Below are 18,141 nucleotides of genomic sequence, written 5' to 3' on the forward strand. Positions count from 1 at the left end.
TTTAAGGTCCACACCACCATGACTACCACCCTCCCCACCATCGGCCACTTCATCGGCGGCCGCCATATCACACCATCGGAAGGCCGCGCCAGCGAGGTCTTCAACCCGGCCATCGGTGTCGCCACGGCGCGCGTCGCGCTGGCCGACGACGCGGCGCTGGAGCAGGCCGTCGGCGCCGCCCACGCCGCCTTCCCGGCCTGGGCCGCCACCTCGCCGCTGCGCCGCGCCCGCATCATGTTCAAGTACAAGGAGCTGCTGGAGAAGAACGCCGACCGCCTGGCGCGCCTGATCACCGCCGAACACGGCAAGGTGTTCACCGACGCCAAGGGCGAGGTGCAGCGCGGCATCGAGGTGGTCGAGTTCGCCTGCGGCATTCCGCAGCTGCTCAAGGGCGAGATCACCGAGCAGGTCGCCAACGGCATCGACGCCTGGACCGTCCGCCAGCCGCTCGGCGTGTGCGCCGGCATCACGCCGTTCAACTTCCCGGTGATGGTGCCGATGTGGATGTTCCCGATGGCCCTGGCCTGCGGCAACACCTTCATCCTCAAGCCGTCCGAGCGCGACCCGTCGGCGGCGCTGCTGCTGGCCGAGCTGCTGCAGGAGGCCGGTCTGCCGGACGGCGTGTTCAACGTGCTGCAAGGCGACAAGCAGGCGGTCGACGGCCTGCTGCGGCATCCGCAGGTGAAGGCGATCAGCTTCGTCGGCTCGACCCCGATCGCCGAATACATCTACGCCACCGGCAGCGCGCGCGGCAAGCGGGTGCAGGCGCTGGGCGGCGCCAAGAACCACATGGTGGTGATGCCGGACGCCGACCTGGAGCAGACCGTCGACGCGCTGATGGGCGCGGCCTACGGCTCGGCCGGCGAGCGCTGCATGGCGATCTCGGTGGTGGTGGCGGTGGGCGGCGTGGCCGACCGCCTGGTCGAGGCGCTGGCGCCGCGGGTGCGCGCGCTGAAGATCGCCGAGGGCTCCGACCTGGCCGCCGAAATGGGGCCGGTGGTGACGCGCCAGCACAAGGACAAGATCGTCGACTACATCGGCCAGGGCGTGGCGGCCGGCGCCAAGCTGGTGGTCGACGGGCGCGGCTTCGTGCTGCCCGGCCACGAGCAGGGCTACTTCCTCGGCGGCTCGCTGTTCGACCAGGTGACGCCGGAGATGACGGTGTACCGCGACGAGATCTTCGGCCCGGTGCTGTGCGTGGTGCGGGTGGCCGATTTGGCGGCGGCGATCGAGCTGGTCAACGCGCATGAATACGGCAACGGCACGGCGATCTTCACGCGCGACGGCAACACGGCGCGCGAGTACGGCTTCCGCATCGAGGTGGGCATGGTCGGCATCAACGTGCCGATCCCGGTGCCGATGGCCTTCCACAGCTTCGGCGGCTGGAAGCGCAGCCTGTTCGGCGACCACCATGCCCACGGCCCGGAGGCGGTGCGTTTCTACACACGGCAGAAGGCGCTGACCCAGCGCTGGCCGAACAGCGTGGCCGGCGGCGCCGAGTTCGCCATGCCGACCTTGAAGTAGTCTCTGGCCGGGCTCCGTCCCCCACAATGCGCCGCCGCACCCGTCCCGGGCGCGGCGGCGCTGTCACGTCCTGCCCCCAACGCCGCCGGTACGGCGCGACAGAAACATGCCCAGCACGCGCGAGAATAGCAGCCATCGGCCGGCGTGGACATCGGCCGGATAGCGTGAAGAGTAACTAGACATTCCGGATTATTGCGCCGGCCCGCCGGCGGGTCGAGAATGACTGGTGCGGCATGCATCGGCGGCGGCGCCGTCCCGACGCGTTATATACTCGACGCTATAGCGCCGACGCGCCGTCTGCGCACCGACCACCACCAGCGAGAGGACTGCCTTGAACCACGCCCCGACCCCCATGGAGGCGGCCCCACTCCGGCCGCCGGCCGAGGCCGCCCCCGCGGCCGACACGCTGCTGCCGGTCGCCGTCGCGGCGGTGCTGCGCCACGCCCGCGAGGGCAGCCTGCCGCTGTTCGCCCGCACGCTGGGCCTGCCGCAGGCGGAGCTGTTGGCGCTGGTCGCCGATTGTCTGCCGGGGCAGCCCGACAGCATGCCCATCCCGGCCAGCAAGTACGCCGCGCTGGCCGAGCACGCGCCGGTGGTGTTCCACGAGCTGGTCGCGCTGCTGCGCGCCGGCGCCACGCCGGGCGGCGCCGCGCGCCGCGCCGGCTGGCTGGCGCGCGCCGTCGGCGCCGCCTGCATGGGGCGGCGCCACCTGTGGCAGGATCTCGGCCTGGCCGGGCGCGACGAGGTGTCGGCGCTGCTGCGCCACCATTTCCAGCCGCTGTACGCGGCCAACACGGACGACATCAAGTGGAAGCGCTTCCTGTTCGAGCAGCTGGGCCGCACGCTGGGCCGGCCGGGCCTGCGGCCGCCCGGCTGCGGCTGCTGCGAGCAGGTCGGCGCCTGCTTCGGCGCCAAGCCGGCCGCCGCGCAGGAGGCGGCGGACTAGTCGGGGAAGCGCTCGTTGATGGCCAGCGCCTGGTCGATGTTCTGGCACAGCAGCTCGACGTAGACCGGGTCCAGGTGGTGGCCGGAGACCTCGCGCAGGTGCGCGACGACGCGGTCGATCGGCCAGGCCTCCTTGTAGCAGCGCTTGTGCATCAGCGCGTCGAACACGTCGGCGACGGCGACGATGCGGGCGTAGAGGTGGATGTCGTGGCCCTTCAGGCCTTGTGGATAGCCGCTGCCGTCGAACTTCTCGTGGTGCTGGTGGGCGATGACGGCGGCCGCCTTCAGGATCGGCCGCTGCGAGCCGTCTAGGATGGACAGGCCGACCGAGGGGTGCTGCTTCATGATCTCCCATTCGGCGGCGTCGAGCTTGCCCGGCTTGAGCAGCACGGCGTCCGGCGTGGCGATCTTGCCGATGTCGTGCATCGGCGCGGCGTGGCGCAGCACGGCGGCGGCGTCGTCCGGCATGCCGGCGGCGCAGGCCAGCAGGTGGCAGATCTCGGACATGCGGCGCACGTGGTTGCCGGCCTCGTTGGAGCGCGACTCGACGACGTCGCCCAGGCGCAGGATCAGCTCGGCCTGGGTGTCGGTGATCTCCTGGGTCAAGAGGATGTTGTCGAAGGCGATCGCCACGCCCGAGCAGAACACCTCGAGCAGCTTGGCGTCGATCTCGGAGATCTCGTCGACGCCCTTGAGCACCAGCAGCGAGGCCTTGCCGCTGCTGTTGGGGAAGTAGCCGATGTAGGTGTCGCCCTGCAGGCGCGAGATCTTGTTGCTCTTGGCCGCGTCGAGCTGGGCCAGCACGTCGGCGCTGAGCATGGTGGCGTCGTCGTCGCCGATCTGCGCCAGGATCTCGTAGTCGTTCTCGCCGCTGATGGCGGTGGCGCCGCGCAGGCGCAGCAGCATGCTGTTCTCCAGCCGCAGCAGGGCCACCACCTGTTGCAGCAGGCCGCCGGCGAAGTCCTTCAGGTTGCGCTGCTGGAAGATGTGGGCCGAGGCGGCGATCACCCGCTCGAGCCCCTCGCGGTAGTTGAGCTGGGCGCGCCTGGCCTCCTCGACCTTCATGATGTCGCGGTAGGCGCGCAGCGCGGCGAAGGTGGTGGTGAACAGCTTGGTGCGGTCGAGCTCGGTCTTTTCCTTGTAGTCGTTGATGTCGTAGTTGACGATCACCCGCTCCTCCGGCGCCTGGCCGGGCTGGCCGGTGCGCAGCACGATGCGGGTGAACTGGTTGTCCAGGTCCTCGCGCATCCAGCGCGCCACCTCCAGGCCGCTGTCCTCCTTCTCCATCACCACGTCGAGGAAGACCAGGGCGATGTCGCTCTCGCGCGCCAGCACCTGTTTGGCCTCGGCGCCGCTGTAGGCGTGCACGAAGCTCAGGGCGCGGCCGTCGAGGCGGAAGCGGGTCAGGGTGAGCTTGGTGATGTCGTGGATGTCGGGCTCGTCGTCGACTAGCAGGACTTTCCAGGGCGCTAACTTGGGCGAGGCTGAGGACAAAAAGGACATAGGGGCAAGTTCCGCAAAATGGCTCAAAAACGCAATGCTAAAAGGCGCTGATCGATAGGGGGGCGGTTGTGGCAAAGCCGCGTGCGGATGCCGGGCACACGTTTTCGATTGTAGTCCGACCTATGAATATTAACAACAGGCAATAATGTTTCCGTCCCGCCGGCGCCGGAATGGGGCCGTGCGACAACACTTTCATATCGTTTAAGCTAATTAATTTTGCAACATGCGGGCAGAAGTAACAATACTTCGTTTTTGGAAAGATTGCTATCGTGAAGCAAAAGATTTTGCCGTACGGACGTAAAAAAGCCCGCGGCGAGCGACGGCTCGGCGCGGGCGCAGGCGGGGGCGCCTGGCGGGGAGGGGCGGCTGGCGCCCCGCCCGTGGTCTAGCTTACTTCAGCGTCGGCAGGCCGGTCAGGTAGCCGACGGCGGCGCCGAAGCGGTCGCGGTAGTTGGCGCGCACCAGCGGATCGAGGGTCTCGACCACCTTCGAGTGCAGGCCGCCGGTGACCTTGCCGCTGGCGTCCTTGCTCACCTCCCAGTCGCCGACGTGCTGGAAGTTGCTCATGATGTAGGCGAAGCCGTTGATGTCGTCGACCGCGTGCAGGCCGGTCGACTCGGCGCCGGCCGGGGCCGACATCAGGCGGGTCAGCACCTTGGTGTCGACGTTGTAGGCCCACAGGAAGTTGTTGACGTGCAGGCCGCTATCCTCGCCGATGAACAGGGTGCGCAGCTTCTCGGAGAACTTGATGTTGTCCGGGTTGGCGACCTTGTCGGCGTGGGCCAGGTTGCCCAGCGCGTCGGGCTTGGCCAGGTCCTCGCCGACCAGGGCCGGCACGGCGGCCATGTCGACCGGTACCCAGTCGGAGTCGATGGCGCTGCCGCCGACGTCCTTCTGGCCGCCCTTCAGGTTCAGCGCGTAGACGACGCCGGCGTTCGGGCCCTTGATCGAGATGCCGCCGGAGCCGTCCTTCATGGCGCCGCTGATGTAGGCCATGGCCGAGTAGGCGATCTTGTCCTTGACGTTGACGGTGGTGCCTTCCATCTTGGTGAAGCCCAGGCTGCCGCCCTTGAAGGCGGCGTAGCGGTGGGTTTCCAGGAAGGCGGCGGCCTTCTCCTTGCCCGGCGCGAACTTGACCCAGTTCGACTTGCCGCCGAAGGGGATCTTGGTGTAGCTGGCATCGGCCGGGTCGGCGGTCTTGGCGCTGACGATGTCGGCCGCCTTGAGGGTGTCGGCCAGGGCCTTGATCTCGGCGCTGGTGGCGCTGCCCAACTTGATCCAGGTCAGGTCGGCCGAGCCGCCGTTGTCGGCCGTCTTCTGCGCCCACTTGGCGACGTACAGGGTGCCCGAGGACAGGTCGCGCGCCTTGTCGGCGATGAACATGAACAGGCCGCCGTTGGTGGCGTCGTCGCCCATCAGCGCGGTGCGCTCGTCGGGCATGACCTGGACCAGCTCGTGCGAGATGCGGCCCATGCAGTAGTGCTTCTTGCAGCTGCCGGTGCCGTCCGGGTTGACGGTGATCTCCGGCATGTGGCCGTAGTGGTAGGGGTTGGCCTTGGCGGCGTCGCCGTACAGGTTCGCGCTGAAGGCGGCGAACTGGCTGTTCTTCTCGATGACGGTGGCGTCCGGTTCGTACTCTTCGCTCGACAGGTGGGTGTTCCACGGCGAGCGGCTGGCGCCGCAGGTGATCCACAGGCCGTTGGCCGGGCTGGTGTCGACGTTGTGGTACTTGACCAGGGTCAGCGCGCCGGTGGTCTTGTCCTGGTCCAGCGTCAGCACGGCGATCGGCGACGGCAGCATGCCGTACATCGAGTCGCCCTTGACGTTGCGGGTGGCGTATTCGAACTGCACCACGGCGAACACGGTGTTGCCCTTGACGCCGGCGACGCTCGGCGCGTCCAGTTTCAGCAGCGAGGTGCCGTCCGGGCAGTCGGAGAAGAAATGGCGCTTGTTCGGCTCGGTGACGTCGACGATCGGCTTGTTGTTGATGTCGTAGAAGCCGCCCGACAGGGTGGTGCCGCCTTTGCCGTCCGGCACTTGGGCGCCGGTGACGAAGAAGGTTTCATATTTCAGCGCGAAGCTTTGCTTGGAGCCGTCGCTGAAGGTGGCCGACAGGGCCGAGCCGACGGTGGTGGTGGCCATCTGGGCGGCGTTGGCCAGGCCTGGGGCGCTCATCGGCGAGAAGGTTACCGAGCTCAGCGTGACCGGGGTCGTTGGCGGCACGACGGCCGCGGCCGTGGCGGAATCGCCGCCGCAGCCGGCCAGCAGATAGGAAGCGCCGCTCGCGCCGGCCAGCGGCAGCAGAGGCGCGCCGGACAGGAATTTGATCATACGGCGGCGGGACAGATCGAGAGACTCGCTCATGGGAAGGTAATCCTGGGTTAGTGTTGGCCATGTCATGTGCCGCGCGGCGTCGGCTGGCGGCTTCATGCGAGGTGGTGGCGCACCTCGACGAGCGAGATAATAGTTTGCCCATATGACATCTTCGTGACATTGGTAACAAAGCGCGTCGGTTCCGGCCCGGCGTGGCGAAACGCGCTATATTGGGACGCTGGTTTTGTTATCGACGAAGAGGAGGATGCCATGCGCACCATTACATCAACCCTGTTGGGCGCGCCGCTGCTGCTGTGGGCCTTGTTGGCCGGCGCCGGCGCGCGCGCCGACGTCAACATCCATTATGTCGAGCCGGAGCGTTTCAGCGACGTGCCGTTTTCGCCGGTCGAGCGCGAGCGCGTGCTTAAGCAGTTGTCCGAGCATCTCGCCAAGCTGGGCCGCCAGTTGCCGGCCGGCCAGACCCTGAAGGTCGAGGTGCTCGACGTCGACCTGGCCGGCCGCATGTATCCGCGCCGTGGCGGCGACGAGATCCGCGTGATGAACGGCGGCGCCGACTGGCCCCGCCTGCACCTGCGCTACACGCTGGAGGCCGGCGGCCAGGTGCTGCGCAGCGGCGACGACGAGCTGAGCAATATGAACTACCAGGACCGCATCAGCCGCTATGGCGGTGACGACGCGCTGCGCTACGAGAAGCAGATGCTCGACGAGTGGTTCGCCAAGCGCTTCGCGCCGCCCGCCCGCGGCTAGGCGGCGTGCCGGCGCCGCTCGTGGCGCAGCGGGCGCCGCCCGTTACAGCCGTTCGGCGAGGAACAGCAGGCTGTTGCCGTGCGCCTGGGCGGCGGCGCGCTGCTGGTAGCCGGCGCGGTGGTCGCAGTTGAAGCCGTGCTCGGCCTGCGGGTAGAGGTGGATCTCGACGTCCTCGTTGGCGGCGAAGCGCTCGGCGATGTTCTTCACGGCGGCGGCGGGGATGTGGCTGTCCTCGGCGCCGAAGTGCAGCTGCAGCGGCACGGCCAGGCGCGCCGCCTGCTCCAGGCAGTTGTGGATACCGCCGCCGTAGTAGGCCACGGCGGCGTCGACCACGCCGTCGCAGGCGGCCAGGAAGGACAGGCGGCCACCGAAGCAGAAGCCGAGCGCGGCGATGTTGGCGCCGACGCCGGGGCGGGCGCGTAGCGCGGCGGCGGCCAGCGCGATGTCGGCGCGGGCCAGCGCCACGTCGCAGGCGTTCATCAGCGCGACGGCGCGCTGCCAGTCGGCGTCGGCGTAGCCCAGCTCGATGCGCGGACCCTGGCGCCAGAACAGGTCGGGCGCCAGCACCACGTAGCCGTCGGCGGCGTACTGGTCGGCCACCGCGCGGATGTGCTCGTTAACCCCGAAGATTTCCTGCAGCAGCACGATGCCGGGGCCGCCCCGGCCGCCGTGCGGCAGCGCCAGGTAGGCCTGGAAGGGGCCGTCGGGTGAGTTGATGGTGAGCCATTGGCTGCTGGTCGGCATGGTCGGTCCTCGCGGTTGGAAAGAACGTCCATGCTACCGCAGATGGGGCCGCGCCGTCGCGGCGCTCCGTTCGCCTCAGTACACCTCGCGCAGATACAGCACCGGGCCGCTGCGGTAGACGCCGAACACGATGTGGCCGGGCACGCTGGGCAGGAAGGGCAGGACGTTGAGGTGGCTGGCGTCGCCGTCGCGGATCGGGTTGTTGGCGTCGCTGATCGAGATGTCGACGGCGCCGCTCTTGTCCTTGCCGGGCGCGCGCAGCATCACCCTGGCGTCGCCGCTGGTGAAGCGCAGTACCTGCGAACCCTGCAGGCCCAGCAAGGCGATGTTGCAGTCACCGTTGGCCAGTTGCAGCTTGCCCTGGCAGTTGGCGAAGCTGAGGGTGCCCAGCGTGTAGCCGGTCTGGTTGTTGTCCAGGCGGTTGTAGACGTAGTTCGCGCCGGTCCAGTACTGGGCGCGCAGCGTCAGCGGCATCGGCGAGCTCTCCGAGCCGTAGCCGTGGCCCACCTGCAGGCGGCCGCTGAGCACGCGCAGGGCCGGCTCGCGCGAGGCGGCGCCGCGCGCCGAGCTGGCCAGGTCGCTGTCGGCGGCGCGCAGGTAGAGCGTGGTCGGCGCCGACAGCTTGCTCTTCTGCGCCGGGTCGATCGAGGAGAACTTGTAGCTCAGCGTGGTGCTGGCCCGGCCGCCGCTGAACACGCCGGCGCCGGGGCTGACCGGCTCGACGCCGGCGGCGATGCCGTCGTCGACGCGGCCGGCGCCGCCCGGCGTGGTCGGCGGGTTCTTGTCGGCCGGCGCCAGCGAACCGGCCGCCAGCCAGCCGCTGAAGTCGACCTTCTTGGCCAGCGCGCCCTGGTAGTTCGTCATCAGGTTGGCGCTGTCGTCGAGCGCCGCGCCGCCGTAGGCCTCCAGGCTGACGGCGAAGGGCTGGTGCGAGTAGACCGTGGGCACCTCGTTGGCCGCGCAGTTGGCCGGGTTGGCGCACATCGGCACGCCCTTGACGGGGGCGGCGAGGAAGACGTTGAAGTGGTCGGGGATGAAGCGGCCGACGTTGACGCTGCCGCTGGTGGTGAAGTTGGCGGCGCCGGCGCCCAGGTAGCCGCTGGGATTGACCAGCTTGGCTGTCAGGCTGAAGATGCCGACCGCGTTCCAGCTGGCCGAGGCGAGCGTGGCGACGCCGTTGCTCATGGCGCCGAAGTTGCTGCCCAGGGCGGGGTTTTGCGCGGCGGGGTAGCTGAGCGGGTCGGGCGCGACCAGCATCTGCTTGAGCGTGTAGCTTTCCGCCGCGCTCTCCTTGCCGAAGTTGCTGGTCACCTTGCCGTTGTGGTTGACCGCCGACAGGGTCGCGGTGAAGGCCTCGCCGGCCTTGATGAAGGCGGCGCCGGCGGCGTTGGCGGCGGCCGGGTTGAGCTTGTTCGGCGCGGCCTTCTGCGTCACCGTGAAGAGGAACTTCTCCGGCGCCACCTTGACGCTGGTGCTGCCGGTGACGACCATGCCGGCGTCGCTGCCGCTGCTCGGCGCGTACTTGGCGTTGATGCCGAGCTGGCCGGCCTCGGCGTACTGCAGCGGGGTGCTGGCCTGGCCGTTGGCGTTGAACGCCAGCGTCAGATTCTGCCCGGCGGCGCTGCAGGCCGAGCTGGTGTTGGCGGCCAGGGGCACGCCGCCCAGCAGCAGCGGCACCGGCGCGGCGTTGGCGGCGGCCGGGTTGGTGTAGCCGCAGTTGAAGTTGATGCTGCGCGACAGGCCGGCGAACAGCGGCACGCAGGACGGGTTGTTGCCGACCTTTTGCAGCGCGCTGACCGCCAAGGTCTGCGGCGTGTCGGCGATGTGGTCGGGCACGCTCAGGCTCAAGCCGATGTCGGAGAACTGCATCGCGCAACTGCTGTTGTTGGCGCCGCTGTTGACGCAGACGGTGCCGAGCCCGGCCGGGGTGGCGGCCAGAGTGGCCGTGCCGGCCGTGCCCTGCTTGACGCTGGCGGCGTTGTTGACGCCGCCGCTGATGGTGAAGGTGGCGCCGCCCGGGCTGAGCGTGACGGCGGTGCTGGCGCTGTAGTGCGGCGGCGTGCACGCGGCGTTGGCGCAGGCGGTCAGCGCCACCGTCTGCGGCTGGCATGTCAGGCCGCTGCCGGGGTGGCTGATCTGGATGTGGTGCGGGCCGGACGGCGGCGCCGGTCCGCACACCGGGCCGGGCGCGCTGCCGTTGGTCGGGTAGCCGCTGTTGTTGGTGACGCAGCTGCAACCGGAGGCGCCGGCCCCGCTGCAGCTGATCACCTTGCCGACCCGGCCGTGCCAGTTCAACGTGATGGCGTTGACCAGGGCGTTGCCGCTGATGAAGGCCTCGGAGCTTTGCGTGACCACGTTGCGCGCCACCAGGTCGCCGTTGATGGTGCCGCTCGAGCCGATGTCGACGTCGCCGGTCATCGTCACGTTGCCGTTGATGACGCTGTTGGCGGCGTTGATCTTCAGGTCGCCGCCGCTGACGGCGCCGGTGACCGTGTTGCCGGACTCGACGGTGAGCTTGGTGCTGGCGGCGATGTTGCCCTTCACCGTGGTCGAGGAGGCCTCGATGACGACGGTGGGCGCGTTGATGTTGCCGACCAGGTCGCTGCCCGAGGCCAGCGCGAACGACACGCTGGCGGTGATGTTGCCGGTCAGGTCGACCGGCGAGTTAGTGTCGACGACGGCGCCGGAGATCGGCCCGATGATGGTGACGTGGGAGGCCAGGTTGACCGCGCCGGTGGCCGTGGCCGAGCCGGCGATCTTGGTGGCCGTCAGCGAGCCGGTGATCTTGGTGGCCGAGCCGCTGCCGATGGTCAGGCTGCCGGCCGTGACGTCGGCGACGATGGTCTGCGCCTGCGAGCCGATCTTGAAGTTGGCGCCGGCGGCCAGGCTGCCGCCGGTTATTTTCAGGTTGCTGGGGTTGATGTCGCCGATGTCCAGGCTGCCGCTGCTCTGCAGCCGCGCCGTGCCGCTCATCGTCAGGCGCTGGTTGTAGTCGAAGCTCATCGAGCTGGCCAGGCTGACCGTGTAGCCGCTGGGGATGGTGAAATAGTCGTAGTTGTTCAGCGCGGCGCAGCTGTAGGTCTGGCTGGCCGCCGCATAGCTGCAGCCGGTGACGGCGGCGCCGTTGAAGACGATGTCGCTCGGCGCCGGCGACCCTCCGGCGCGCGCCGGCCCGGCCAGCCAGGCCAGCGCCAGCAGCAGGGCCAAGCGCAGTGTCAGCGCCGCCCGGCGCGAAAGGGAAATTGTCATGGAGTCACCTAGGAATGCCTGGGTGAATTATAGGCCCATTCATTTCCCTTGCCGTGTGGCATTTCCAACACGCCGCCGGGGAAAATCGCGGCGCCGGGGCCGCCGCCGCCGCCGCCGGCCCCGGCGCCGCGCCCGATCCGTGCTAACCTTTTGCTTTGACTTGGCTTCGACCATGGCCGCTCCGACCATTTCCCCCGACTCCACCGCCACCGCCGCGCCGGCGTCCGCGCCCGAGGCGGCGGCGCCGTCCGCGGCGCCGACGCGCAGCCGGCCGGTGCTGCTGGCGCCGGTGGCGCTGGCGCTGCTGTGCGGCCTGGGCGCCACCGCCGCCCTGTTCTGCGGCGCCCGCCAGCTCGAGCAGGACAAGCTGGCGCTGGCCTTCGAGCAGCGCGCCCGCGCCCGCCTGCAGGCGCTGCAGGAGGGCGTCAACAACGCCATCGCCGGCCTGCGCGCCGTCAACCAGCTGTTCGCCAGCGCGCCGCAGGTGACGCGCCAGCAGTTCCGCCTGTTCGTCCAGCCCATCCTCGAGCGCTACCCCTACACCTACGGCATCAGCTACGCGCGCTACCTGCCGCAGGCGCAGCGGCCGGCCTTCGAGGCCGGGCTGGCCGCGCGCCTGCCGGGCCGGGCCATGACCGAGATGCGCGACGGCCGCGCCGTGGCGGCCGGCCAGCGCAGCAGCTACTGGGTGATCGACTACATCGAGCCGGCGGCCGGCAACGAGGCCGCCTTCGGCCTCGACACCGCCTATCCGCAGGCCGGCAACGTCTCGCGCGAGCGCGCCTACGACACCGGCCTGCCGCTGGCCGGCGCGCTGATCGAGCTGGCGCAGGGGCCGGCGCCGCGGGTCGGCGTGATCGTCTCGATGCCGGTGTACCGCTACGGCGCCGTGCTGGCCGACGTGGCGGCGCGCCGCAGCGCGCTCGAGGGCGAGACCAACATCGTCCTGCGCCCCAACGACCTGGTGCGCAAGATCTACACCGCCGCCGGCCTGCTCGGCGCGCCCGGCGTCAACCAGCGGGTCTACGCCGCCGACCGCGAGGACGCCGCCAGCCTGGTGTTCGAGGAGATCGCCGCGGCCGAGCCGGCGCCGGCGGCGCCGCTGCGCTGGTTGTACCCGGCGCCGGCGGCGCGTTCCGTGCAGCGCCTCGACCTGGCCGGCAAGCCCTGGCTGCTGGTCGGCTGGGCCAGCCCGCGCTGGGCCGCCGCCGACCACCTGGCCTCGCTGGCCACGCTGGCGCTGGGCCTGGTGCTCAGCCTGCTGGGCGCCGCGCTGGTGCAGGCGCTGGTCTGGCGCAACCGCCACATCCAGCGCCGCGTCGAGCTGCGCACCGTCCAGCTGAAGCGGCTCAACCAGACGCTGCTGCTGCGCGAGCGCGCCATCGAGTCGAGCACCAACGCCGTCGTCATCACGGCGGCGGCGCCGCACAACCCCATCGTCTACGTCAACCCGGCCTTCGAGCGCATCACCGGCTACAGCGCCGCCGAGGTGCTGGGCAAGAGCCCGCGCCTGCTGCACGGCTACGACCTGGAGCAGCAGGGCGCCGCCGAGATCCGCGCCGCCATCCGCGAGCAGCGCGACGGCCACGCCGTGGTGCGCAACTACCGCAAGGACGGCGCCATGTTCTGGAACGACATCTACATCTCGCCGGTGCGCGAGGCCGACGGCGCCATCCACCACTTCGTCTCGATCCAGCACGACATCAGCGCCGTCAAGGCCTACGAGAGCGAGCTGCACCACCAGGCCACCCACGACGCCCTGACCGGCCTGCCCAACCGCGCGCTGATGAAGGACCGCCTGCGCCAGAGCCTGCACCTGGCGGCGCCCAAGGGCGAGACGCTGTGGGTGGTCTCGCTCGACCTCGACCACTTCAAGTTCGTCAACGGCCGCCTCGGCCACCAGGGCGGCGACCGCCTGCTGCAGGCGGTCGCCGAGCGCCTGCTGGCCGGCGTGCGCCCGGTCGACACGGTGGCGCGCCTCGGCGGCGACGAGTTCGTGCTGTTGCTGCTGCCCGAGCAGGGCGCCGGCTGTCCGCGCGGCGACGAGGTGCAGCGCCTGCTGGCCGCGCTGGCCGCGCCGCTGGTGGTCGACGGCCAGCAGCTGTTCGTCACCTGCAGCGCCGGCGTGGCGGTCTACCCGGCCGACGGCGGCGAGCCGGCGCAGCTGCTCGAGCGGGCCGACATCGCCATGCACCGCGCCAAGGAGCTGGGCCGCAACAACTACCAGTTCTTCACCGCCGCCATGAACGAGCAGCTCGGCGAGCGCCTGCGCATCGAGGGGGCGCTGCGCAGCGCGCTGGAGCGGCGCGAGTTCGTGCTGCACTACCAGCCGCAGATCGACGTGCTCGGCGGCCGCATCTTCGGCATGGAGGCGCTGATCCGCTGGCAGCACCCGGAGCTGGGCATGGTGGCGCCGAGCCGCTTCATCGGCCTGGCCGAGGAGACCGGCCTGATCCTGCCGATCGGCGCCTGGGTGCTGCGCACGGCCTGCCTGCAGCTGCTCGAATGGCAGCGCGGCGGCCGCGCCGGGCTGCGCATCGCCGTCAACGTCTCGGCGCGCCAGCTGGCCGCGCCGGGCTTCGTGCAGACGGTGGCCGAGCTGCTCGCCGAGACCGGCCTGGCGCCGCGCTGCCTGGAGCTGGAGCTGACCGAGAGCTTCCTGATGCAGGACGTCGAGCACGCCATCGGCATGATGCACCAGCTCAAGCAGCTCGGCGTGCAGCTGGCCATCGACGATTTCGGCACCGGCTACTCCAGCCTGGCCCACCTGAAGCGCTTCGAGGTCGACGTGCTGAAGATCGACCAGACCTTCGTGCGCGACCTGGCGGTCGACCCGGACGACGCCGCCATCGTCGCCACCATCATCGCGCTGGCCGCCAACTTGAAGCTGGAGGTGATCTCGGAGGGTGTCGAGACGCAGGACCAGGTCGATTTTTTACGCCGCCACGGCTGCCGCCAGATGCAGGGCTACCACTTCGGCCGGCCGGTCGACGCCGCCGCCTTCGAGCAGCTGCTGCTGGCCGACGAGGCGCGCGCCCAACGGGGCGGCGGCGCGGCGGCGGACGGTGCGGCCACGGTGGCCGAATCGTGCTAAGGTTGGCGCCGGCGGGCCGCGCGGCAAGTCCGGCCCGGCCCGGCCGGTGAAGTGAAGTGGGGGAAAAAGCATGTCGAAAATATCGGTTTCAATCCAGCTGGCCGCCTCGGCCGACCGCGTCTGGCAGATGGTCGGCGGTTTCAACGGCATGCCCGACTGGTGCCGCTCGATCCGCAACAGCACGCTGCACGAGGGCGGCCGCGTGCGCCGCCTGGAGGCGTCCGACGGCGCCATCATCGTCGAGCGCTTGGAGAGCTTCTCCGAACAGGAGCGGCGCTACAGCTACTCGATCGTCGCCTCGCCACTGCCGGTGACCAACTACCAGGCCACCGTGCAGGTCGGCCCCGGCGAGGCCGGCTGCCTGGTCGAATGGTCGAGCACCTTCTACGCGGCGGCCGAGGACGAGGAGCGCATCGGCGCCGCGCTGCGGCAGATCTACCAGGGCGGCCTGGACGACCTCAAGCGCGCGCTCGGCGCCTGAGGCGGGCGCGCCTCGGCTCTTCGGCTACTCACTCAGCTATTCAGCGCTTGACCTTGCCGAAGGCGTCGCCCGCCTTCCAGCTCGGCCGGGTCGCGCCGTTGGCCAGCGCGTAGCCCAGGTTGAGGGTGAACTGGGCCTGCTGCAGCATGCCGCTCAAGTCCCAGTCGGCGTGGTACTCGTCGCTGACCTGGTGGTAGTCGTTCTTGAAGGCGACCAGGCGGGCGGCCGACTTTTGCGGCGCGTCGACGAAGTCGAAGTGGCCGTCGCCGGAGAACACCGCCGAGCCGACGTTGAAGGCCGGCACGCCGGCCTTGGCGAAGTTGAAGTGGTCGGCGCGGAAGTAGGCGCCCGACAGGTCGGGAATGGTCGGCGCCAGCTTCAGCCCCATCTTCTTGGCCACCAGGCCGGCGCTGGCGTACAGGCTGCTGCGCTCGGCGCCGGCGACGCCGATGTCGCGCGTCTTGCCGACGAAGTTCATGCTGTCCAGGTTCAGGTCGGCCAGGGTGTCCTTCAGCGGCCAGGCCGGCCGCGCCACATAGGCCGCGCTACCCAGCAGGCCCTGCTCCTCGGCCGCCGGCCACAGGAAGATCTGGCTGCGCTTGGCCGGGCGCTTGACCGCCTCGGCGGCCATGGCCAGCAGCGCCGCCGCGCCGGAGGCGTTGTCGATGGCGCCGTTCCAGGTGTGGTCGCTGGCGTCGTCGCGCCGCGTGCCCTCGTCCATGCCGAGGTGGTCCCAGTGCGCCGAGTACACCACCGCCTCGTGTTTCAGCCTGGCGTCGCTGCCGGGCACCACGCCGAGCACGTTGAACTGCTCGACCTGGCGGATGGTGCTGCGCAGCTCGGCGTGCACGGCGATGTTCAGTTCGACCGGGGTGAACTCGCGCGTTTCGGCGCGCGCCCGCATGGCGTCGAGGTCGTGGCCGGCGGCGGCGAACAGGGCGCGCGCGGCGTCCTCCTGCAGCCAGCCCTCGAGCGGGTTGCCGGCGCCGGCCAGGTGGAAGCGCTCGTGGCTGAAGCCGTTGGCCGGCACGCTCCACGGGTAGCTGGCCGAGGCCGTGGTGTGGATCAGCAGCACGCCGGCGGCGCCCTGGCGCACCGCCTCCTCGAACTTGTACAGCCAGCGGCCGTAGTAGGTGTAGGCCTTGCCGGCGAAGCGGTTCGGCTCGGCCTCGGTCGGCTGCGGGTCGTTGACCATCATGACCAGGATCTTGCCCTTCAGGTCGACGCCCTTGTAGTCGTCCCAGCGCTCCTCCTCGGCGCGCACGCCGTAGCCGACGAAGACCAGCGGCGCGTCGAGCCGCACGTCGCTCTTGCCGCCGGCGGTGCCGAAGACGATCTCCTTGCCGGGCAGCGGCGTGATGCTTTGGCGGCCGGCCTGGAAGGTGACCGCGCTGCCGGCCAGCAGCTTGCTGCCCTCGATGCGCACCGCCTGGCGGTAGCCGCCGGCCAGCAGCGGCTTGAGGCCGATCAGCGCCGCCTGGGTCTCCAGGTAGCGCACCGCCAAATCGCCGCCGCGCTGGCCGGTGCCGCGTCCCTCGAACAGGTCGTCGGCCAGCAGCGACAGGTGGGCGCGCAGCGGCGCCTCGCTCAGCGCGGGGGCTTGCTGGGCCAGGACGGCGCTGCTGGACAGGGTCAGGCCGACGGCGAGGGCTAACAGGGAAGGGCGCATGGGGACTCCGAGATGTGTGGTTGGCGAACGGCGGCCGACGGGGCCGCGACGGGTTTGTCGATTGCCGCCCCGGTGCCGTGACCGTGGTGGCGCGCCTATATTACTGCATTCGGGCCGCTTGTCGGGCGCCCTGGCCACCCGCCGTTCTTCACCCCTACCCCGGGACGCGGAAGCCGGGGTCTGACCCCTTTCGGGGTCAGACCCCTCTGCTGGAGGGGTTCGGCTCGCCATCCAATCAGAATGTGAAGAAACCGATAATCCGCACCGCCGCGGGCGATTCGGGTAGCATCGGACGATCATTATTCGACACGGGGGAGAGCATGCGCGTCATCGTCATCACGGGAAGTTCGGACGGCATCGGCGCCGAAATGGCGCGCCAGCTGGCGCGCCGCCACGGCGCCGGCGTGGCGCTGGTGCTGGCGGCGCGCAATCTGGAACTGCTGCAGCGGGTCGCCGCCGACTGCGCCGCCGCCGGCGCGCAGACGTTGGTGGTGCCGACCGACGTGTCGGTGCAGGCGCAGTGCGTGGCGCTGGTCGCCGCCACGGTGGCGCGCTTCGGCCGCATCGACGCGCTGGTCAACAACGCCGGCCGCTCGGCCCACGCGCTGTTCGAGGAGGTGCGGGACCTGGGCTGGTACGAGGAGCTGATGCGCATCAACCTGTGGGGCAGCGTCTGGTGCACCCACGCCGCGCTGCCCTACTTGAAGCAGTCGCGCGGCAGCATCGTCGCGGTCTCCTCGCTGGCCGGCCTGATCGGCGTGCCCGGCCGCACCGCCTACAACGCCAGCAAGTTCGCCATGGCCGGCTTCTTCGAGGGCCTGCGCGCCGAGCTCAAGCCGGCCGGCGTCAGCGTCACCATCGCCTACCCCGGCGTGGTGGCGACGCAGATCCGCCACCGCGGCTTCAACGCCGCCGGCGGCGCGCTGGGCAGCAGCAGCCTGAAGGAGGACAAGGCCATGTCGGTGGAGCAGTGCGCCGGCTTGATCATCGCCGGCATGCAGGCGCGCCGGCGCGAGGTGGTGATGTCGGCCAAGGGCAAGCTGGGACGCTGGCTCAAGCTGATCGCCCCCGGCCTGGTGGAGAACATGGCGCTGGCGGCGCTGAAGGACGACGTCAAACCGCAGGCCTGAGCCAGTTGTAAGCGGATGTAAGACTCGGTAAGCGGATGTAAGCCTCGTCAACGCGGTCCCTGTGGGCCGCGTTTTTCGCTCATGACACGGGAATTGTCCCGGCCACTCAACAACAGACAAGGATTACCACCATGAGCAAAATCATCGCTACCCTGATCGCCTCCCTGTTCGCCACCGCCGCCTTCGCTCAAGCGCCAGCCGCCAGCGCACCGGCCGCCAGCGCACCGGCCGCCAGCACCCCGGCCGTGGCCAAGGCCCAGGCCAAGGAGACCAAGGCTGTGGCCAAGGCCGACGCCAAGGAAACCAAAGCCGTGGTGAACGCCGAGGCGAAAGAAGCCAAGACCGTCGCCAGCGCCAAGGAAGACGTGGCCGGCGCCAAGGCCGACGAGAAGGTCGCCAAGGTGAAGGCGCACAGCAAGGCCAAGAAAGCCAAGGCCAAGGCCCACGCCGAAGCCGCCAGCGCCGAAGCCAAAGCCGCACCGGCAGCCGCTCCAGCCAAGTAATCCAGCGCTTGTGAATCGAGCAGACAGGGTCCCGCGAGGGTCCCTGTTTTTTCTTGTGGCGGGCTCGGCGAGCGGTGTCGACCTGCCAATTCTGCTGTTTTGATAGCAAAATAGGCGGAAAAACGGCGTTTTCTGGCGAACTTTGCGCCTGTTTGGCCGGGAGAGAGTAAACTACGCACAAATTTCTTTCGCAATTAGGCGATTCGAACATACTTGTG

General features: G+C 69.8%; 12 protein-coding genes. 7 read left to right on the top strand and 5 right to left on the bottom strand.

Annotation, left to right across the window (positions count from 1 at the left end):
- The first annotated feature begins 18 nt into the window (after nucleotides 1-18).
- Nucleotides 19-1,524: a CoA-acylating methylmalonate-semialdehyde dehydrogenase gene (locus BM252_RS19550; protein WP_093389358.1), complete on the top strand. Its 1,506-nt coding sequence runs from the start codon at nucleotides 19-21 to the stop codon at nucleotides 1,522-1,524.
- A gap of 331 nt (nucleotides 1,525-1,855) precedes the next feature.
- Nucleotides 1,856-2,470 (top strand): nitrogen fixation protein NifQ, encoded by a 615-nt coding sequence (locus tag BM252_RS19555; RefSeq protein WP_139236629.1) that lies wholly within the window; start codon nucleotides 1,856-1,858, stop codon nucleotides 2,468-2,470.
- Here BM252_RS19555 and BM252_RS19560 read toward each other — a convergent pair.
- Both BM252_RS19560 and BM252_RS19565 read right to left on the bottom strand, forming a co-directional pair.
- Nucleotides 2,467-3,972, bottom strand: coding sequence for a response regulator (locus BM252_RS19560; RefSeq protein ID WP_093389360.1), 1,506 nt, complete (start codon nucleotides 3,970-3,972; stop codon nucleotides 2,467-2,469). The genes BM252_RS19555 and BM252_RS19560 overlap by 4 nt on opposite strands.
- 390 nt (nucleotides 3,973-4,362) lie before the next feature.
- Nucleotides 4,363-6,336, bottom strand: a complete 1,974-nt coding sequence (locus BM252_RS19565; protein WP_093389361.1) for a PhoX family protein — start codon at nucleotides 6,334-6,336, stop codon at nucleotides 4,363-4,365.
- 219 nt (nucleotides 6,337-6,555) lie between these two features.
- Between BM252_RS19565 and BM252_RS19570 the strand changes: the two genes are divergently transcribed.
- Nucleotides 6,556-7,053: a DUF3016 domain-containing protein gene (locus tag BM252_RS19570; RefSeq protein ID WP_093389362.1), complete on the top strand. Its 498-nt coding sequence runs from the start codon at nucleotides 6,556-6,558 to the stop codon at nucleotides 7,051-7,053.
- Between the two features lie 42 nt (nucleotides 7,054-7,095).
- Here BM252_RS19570 and BM252_RS19575 read toward each other — a convergent pair whose 3' ends face one another.
- Both BM252_RS19575 and BM252_RS19580 read right to left on the bottom strand, forming a co-directional pair.
- The gene (locus BM252_RS19575; RefSeq protein ID WP_093389363.1) at nucleotides 7,096-7,797 is read right to left on the bottom strand and encodes a dienelactone hydrolase family protein; all 702 of its coding nucleotides are present in this window, start codon (nucleotides 7,795-7,797) and stop codon (nucleotides 7,096-7,098) included.
- A gap of 75 nt (nucleotides 7,798-7,872) precedes the next feature.
- The gene (locus BM252_RS19580) at nucleotides 7,873-11,046 is read right to left on the bottom strand and encodes a DUF6701 domain-containing protein (RefSeq protein ID WP_139236631.1); all 3,174 of its coding nucleotides are present in this window, start codon (nucleotides 11,044-11,046) and stop codon (nucleotides 7,873-7,875) included.
- Nucleotides 11,047-11,218: 172 nt separating this feature from the next.
- Between BM252_RS19580 and BM252_RS19585 the strand changes: the two genes are divergently transcribed.
- Both BM252_RS19585 and BM252_RS19590 read left to right on the top strand, forming a co-directional pair.
- The gene (locus tag BM252_RS19585; protein WP_093389365.1) at nucleotides 11,219-14,140 is read left to right on the top strand and encodes a bifunctional diguanylate cyclase/phosphodiesterase; all 2,922 of its coding nucleotides are present in this window, start codon (nucleotides 11,219-11,221) and stop codon (nucleotides 14,138-14,140) included.
- 70 nt (nucleotides 14,141-14,210) lie between these two features.
- The gene (locus BM252_RS19590) at nucleotides 14,211-14,621 is read left to right on the top strand and encodes an SRPBCC family protein (protein ID WP_093389366.1); all 411 of its coding nucleotides are present in this window, start codon (nucleotides 14,211-14,213) and stop codon (nucleotides 14,619-14,621) included.
- A gap of 40 nt (nucleotides 14,622-14,661) precedes the next feature.
- On the opposite strand, the gene BM252_RS19595 is transcribed toward BM252_RS19590, so the two are convergent.
- Nucleotides 14,662-16,290, bottom strand: a complete 1,629-nt coding sequence (locus BM252_RS19595) for a M28 family peptidase (protein WP_093389367.1) — start codon at nucleotides 16,288-16,290, stop codon at nucleotides 14,662-14,664.
- 320 nt (nucleotides 16,291-16,610) lie between these two features.
- On the opposite strand from BM252_RS19595, the gene BM252_RS19600 reads away from it, so the two are divergent.
- The gene (locus tag BM252_RS19600) at nucleotides 16,611-17,420 is read left to right on the top strand and encodes an SDR family oxidoreductase (RefSeq protein ID WP_093389368.1); all 810 of its coding nucleotides are present in this window, start codon (nucleotides 16,611-16,613) and stop codon (nucleotides 17,418-17,420) included.
- Between the two features lie 131 nt (nucleotides 17,421-17,551).
- A complete protein-coding gene (locus BM252_RS19605) occupies nucleotides 17,552-17,923 on the top strand; it encodes a hypothetical protein (protein ID WP_093389369.1) in 372 nt (123 codons plus the stop codon).
- Nucleotides 17,924-18,141: the final 218 nt, after the last annotated feature.

The sequence above is a fragment of the Rugamonas rubra genome, from assembly GCF_900114705.1.
Taxonomy (GTDB): domain Bacteria; phylum Pseudomonadota; class Gammaproteobacteria; order Burkholderiales; family Burkholderiaceae_D; genus Rugamonas; species Rugamonas rubra.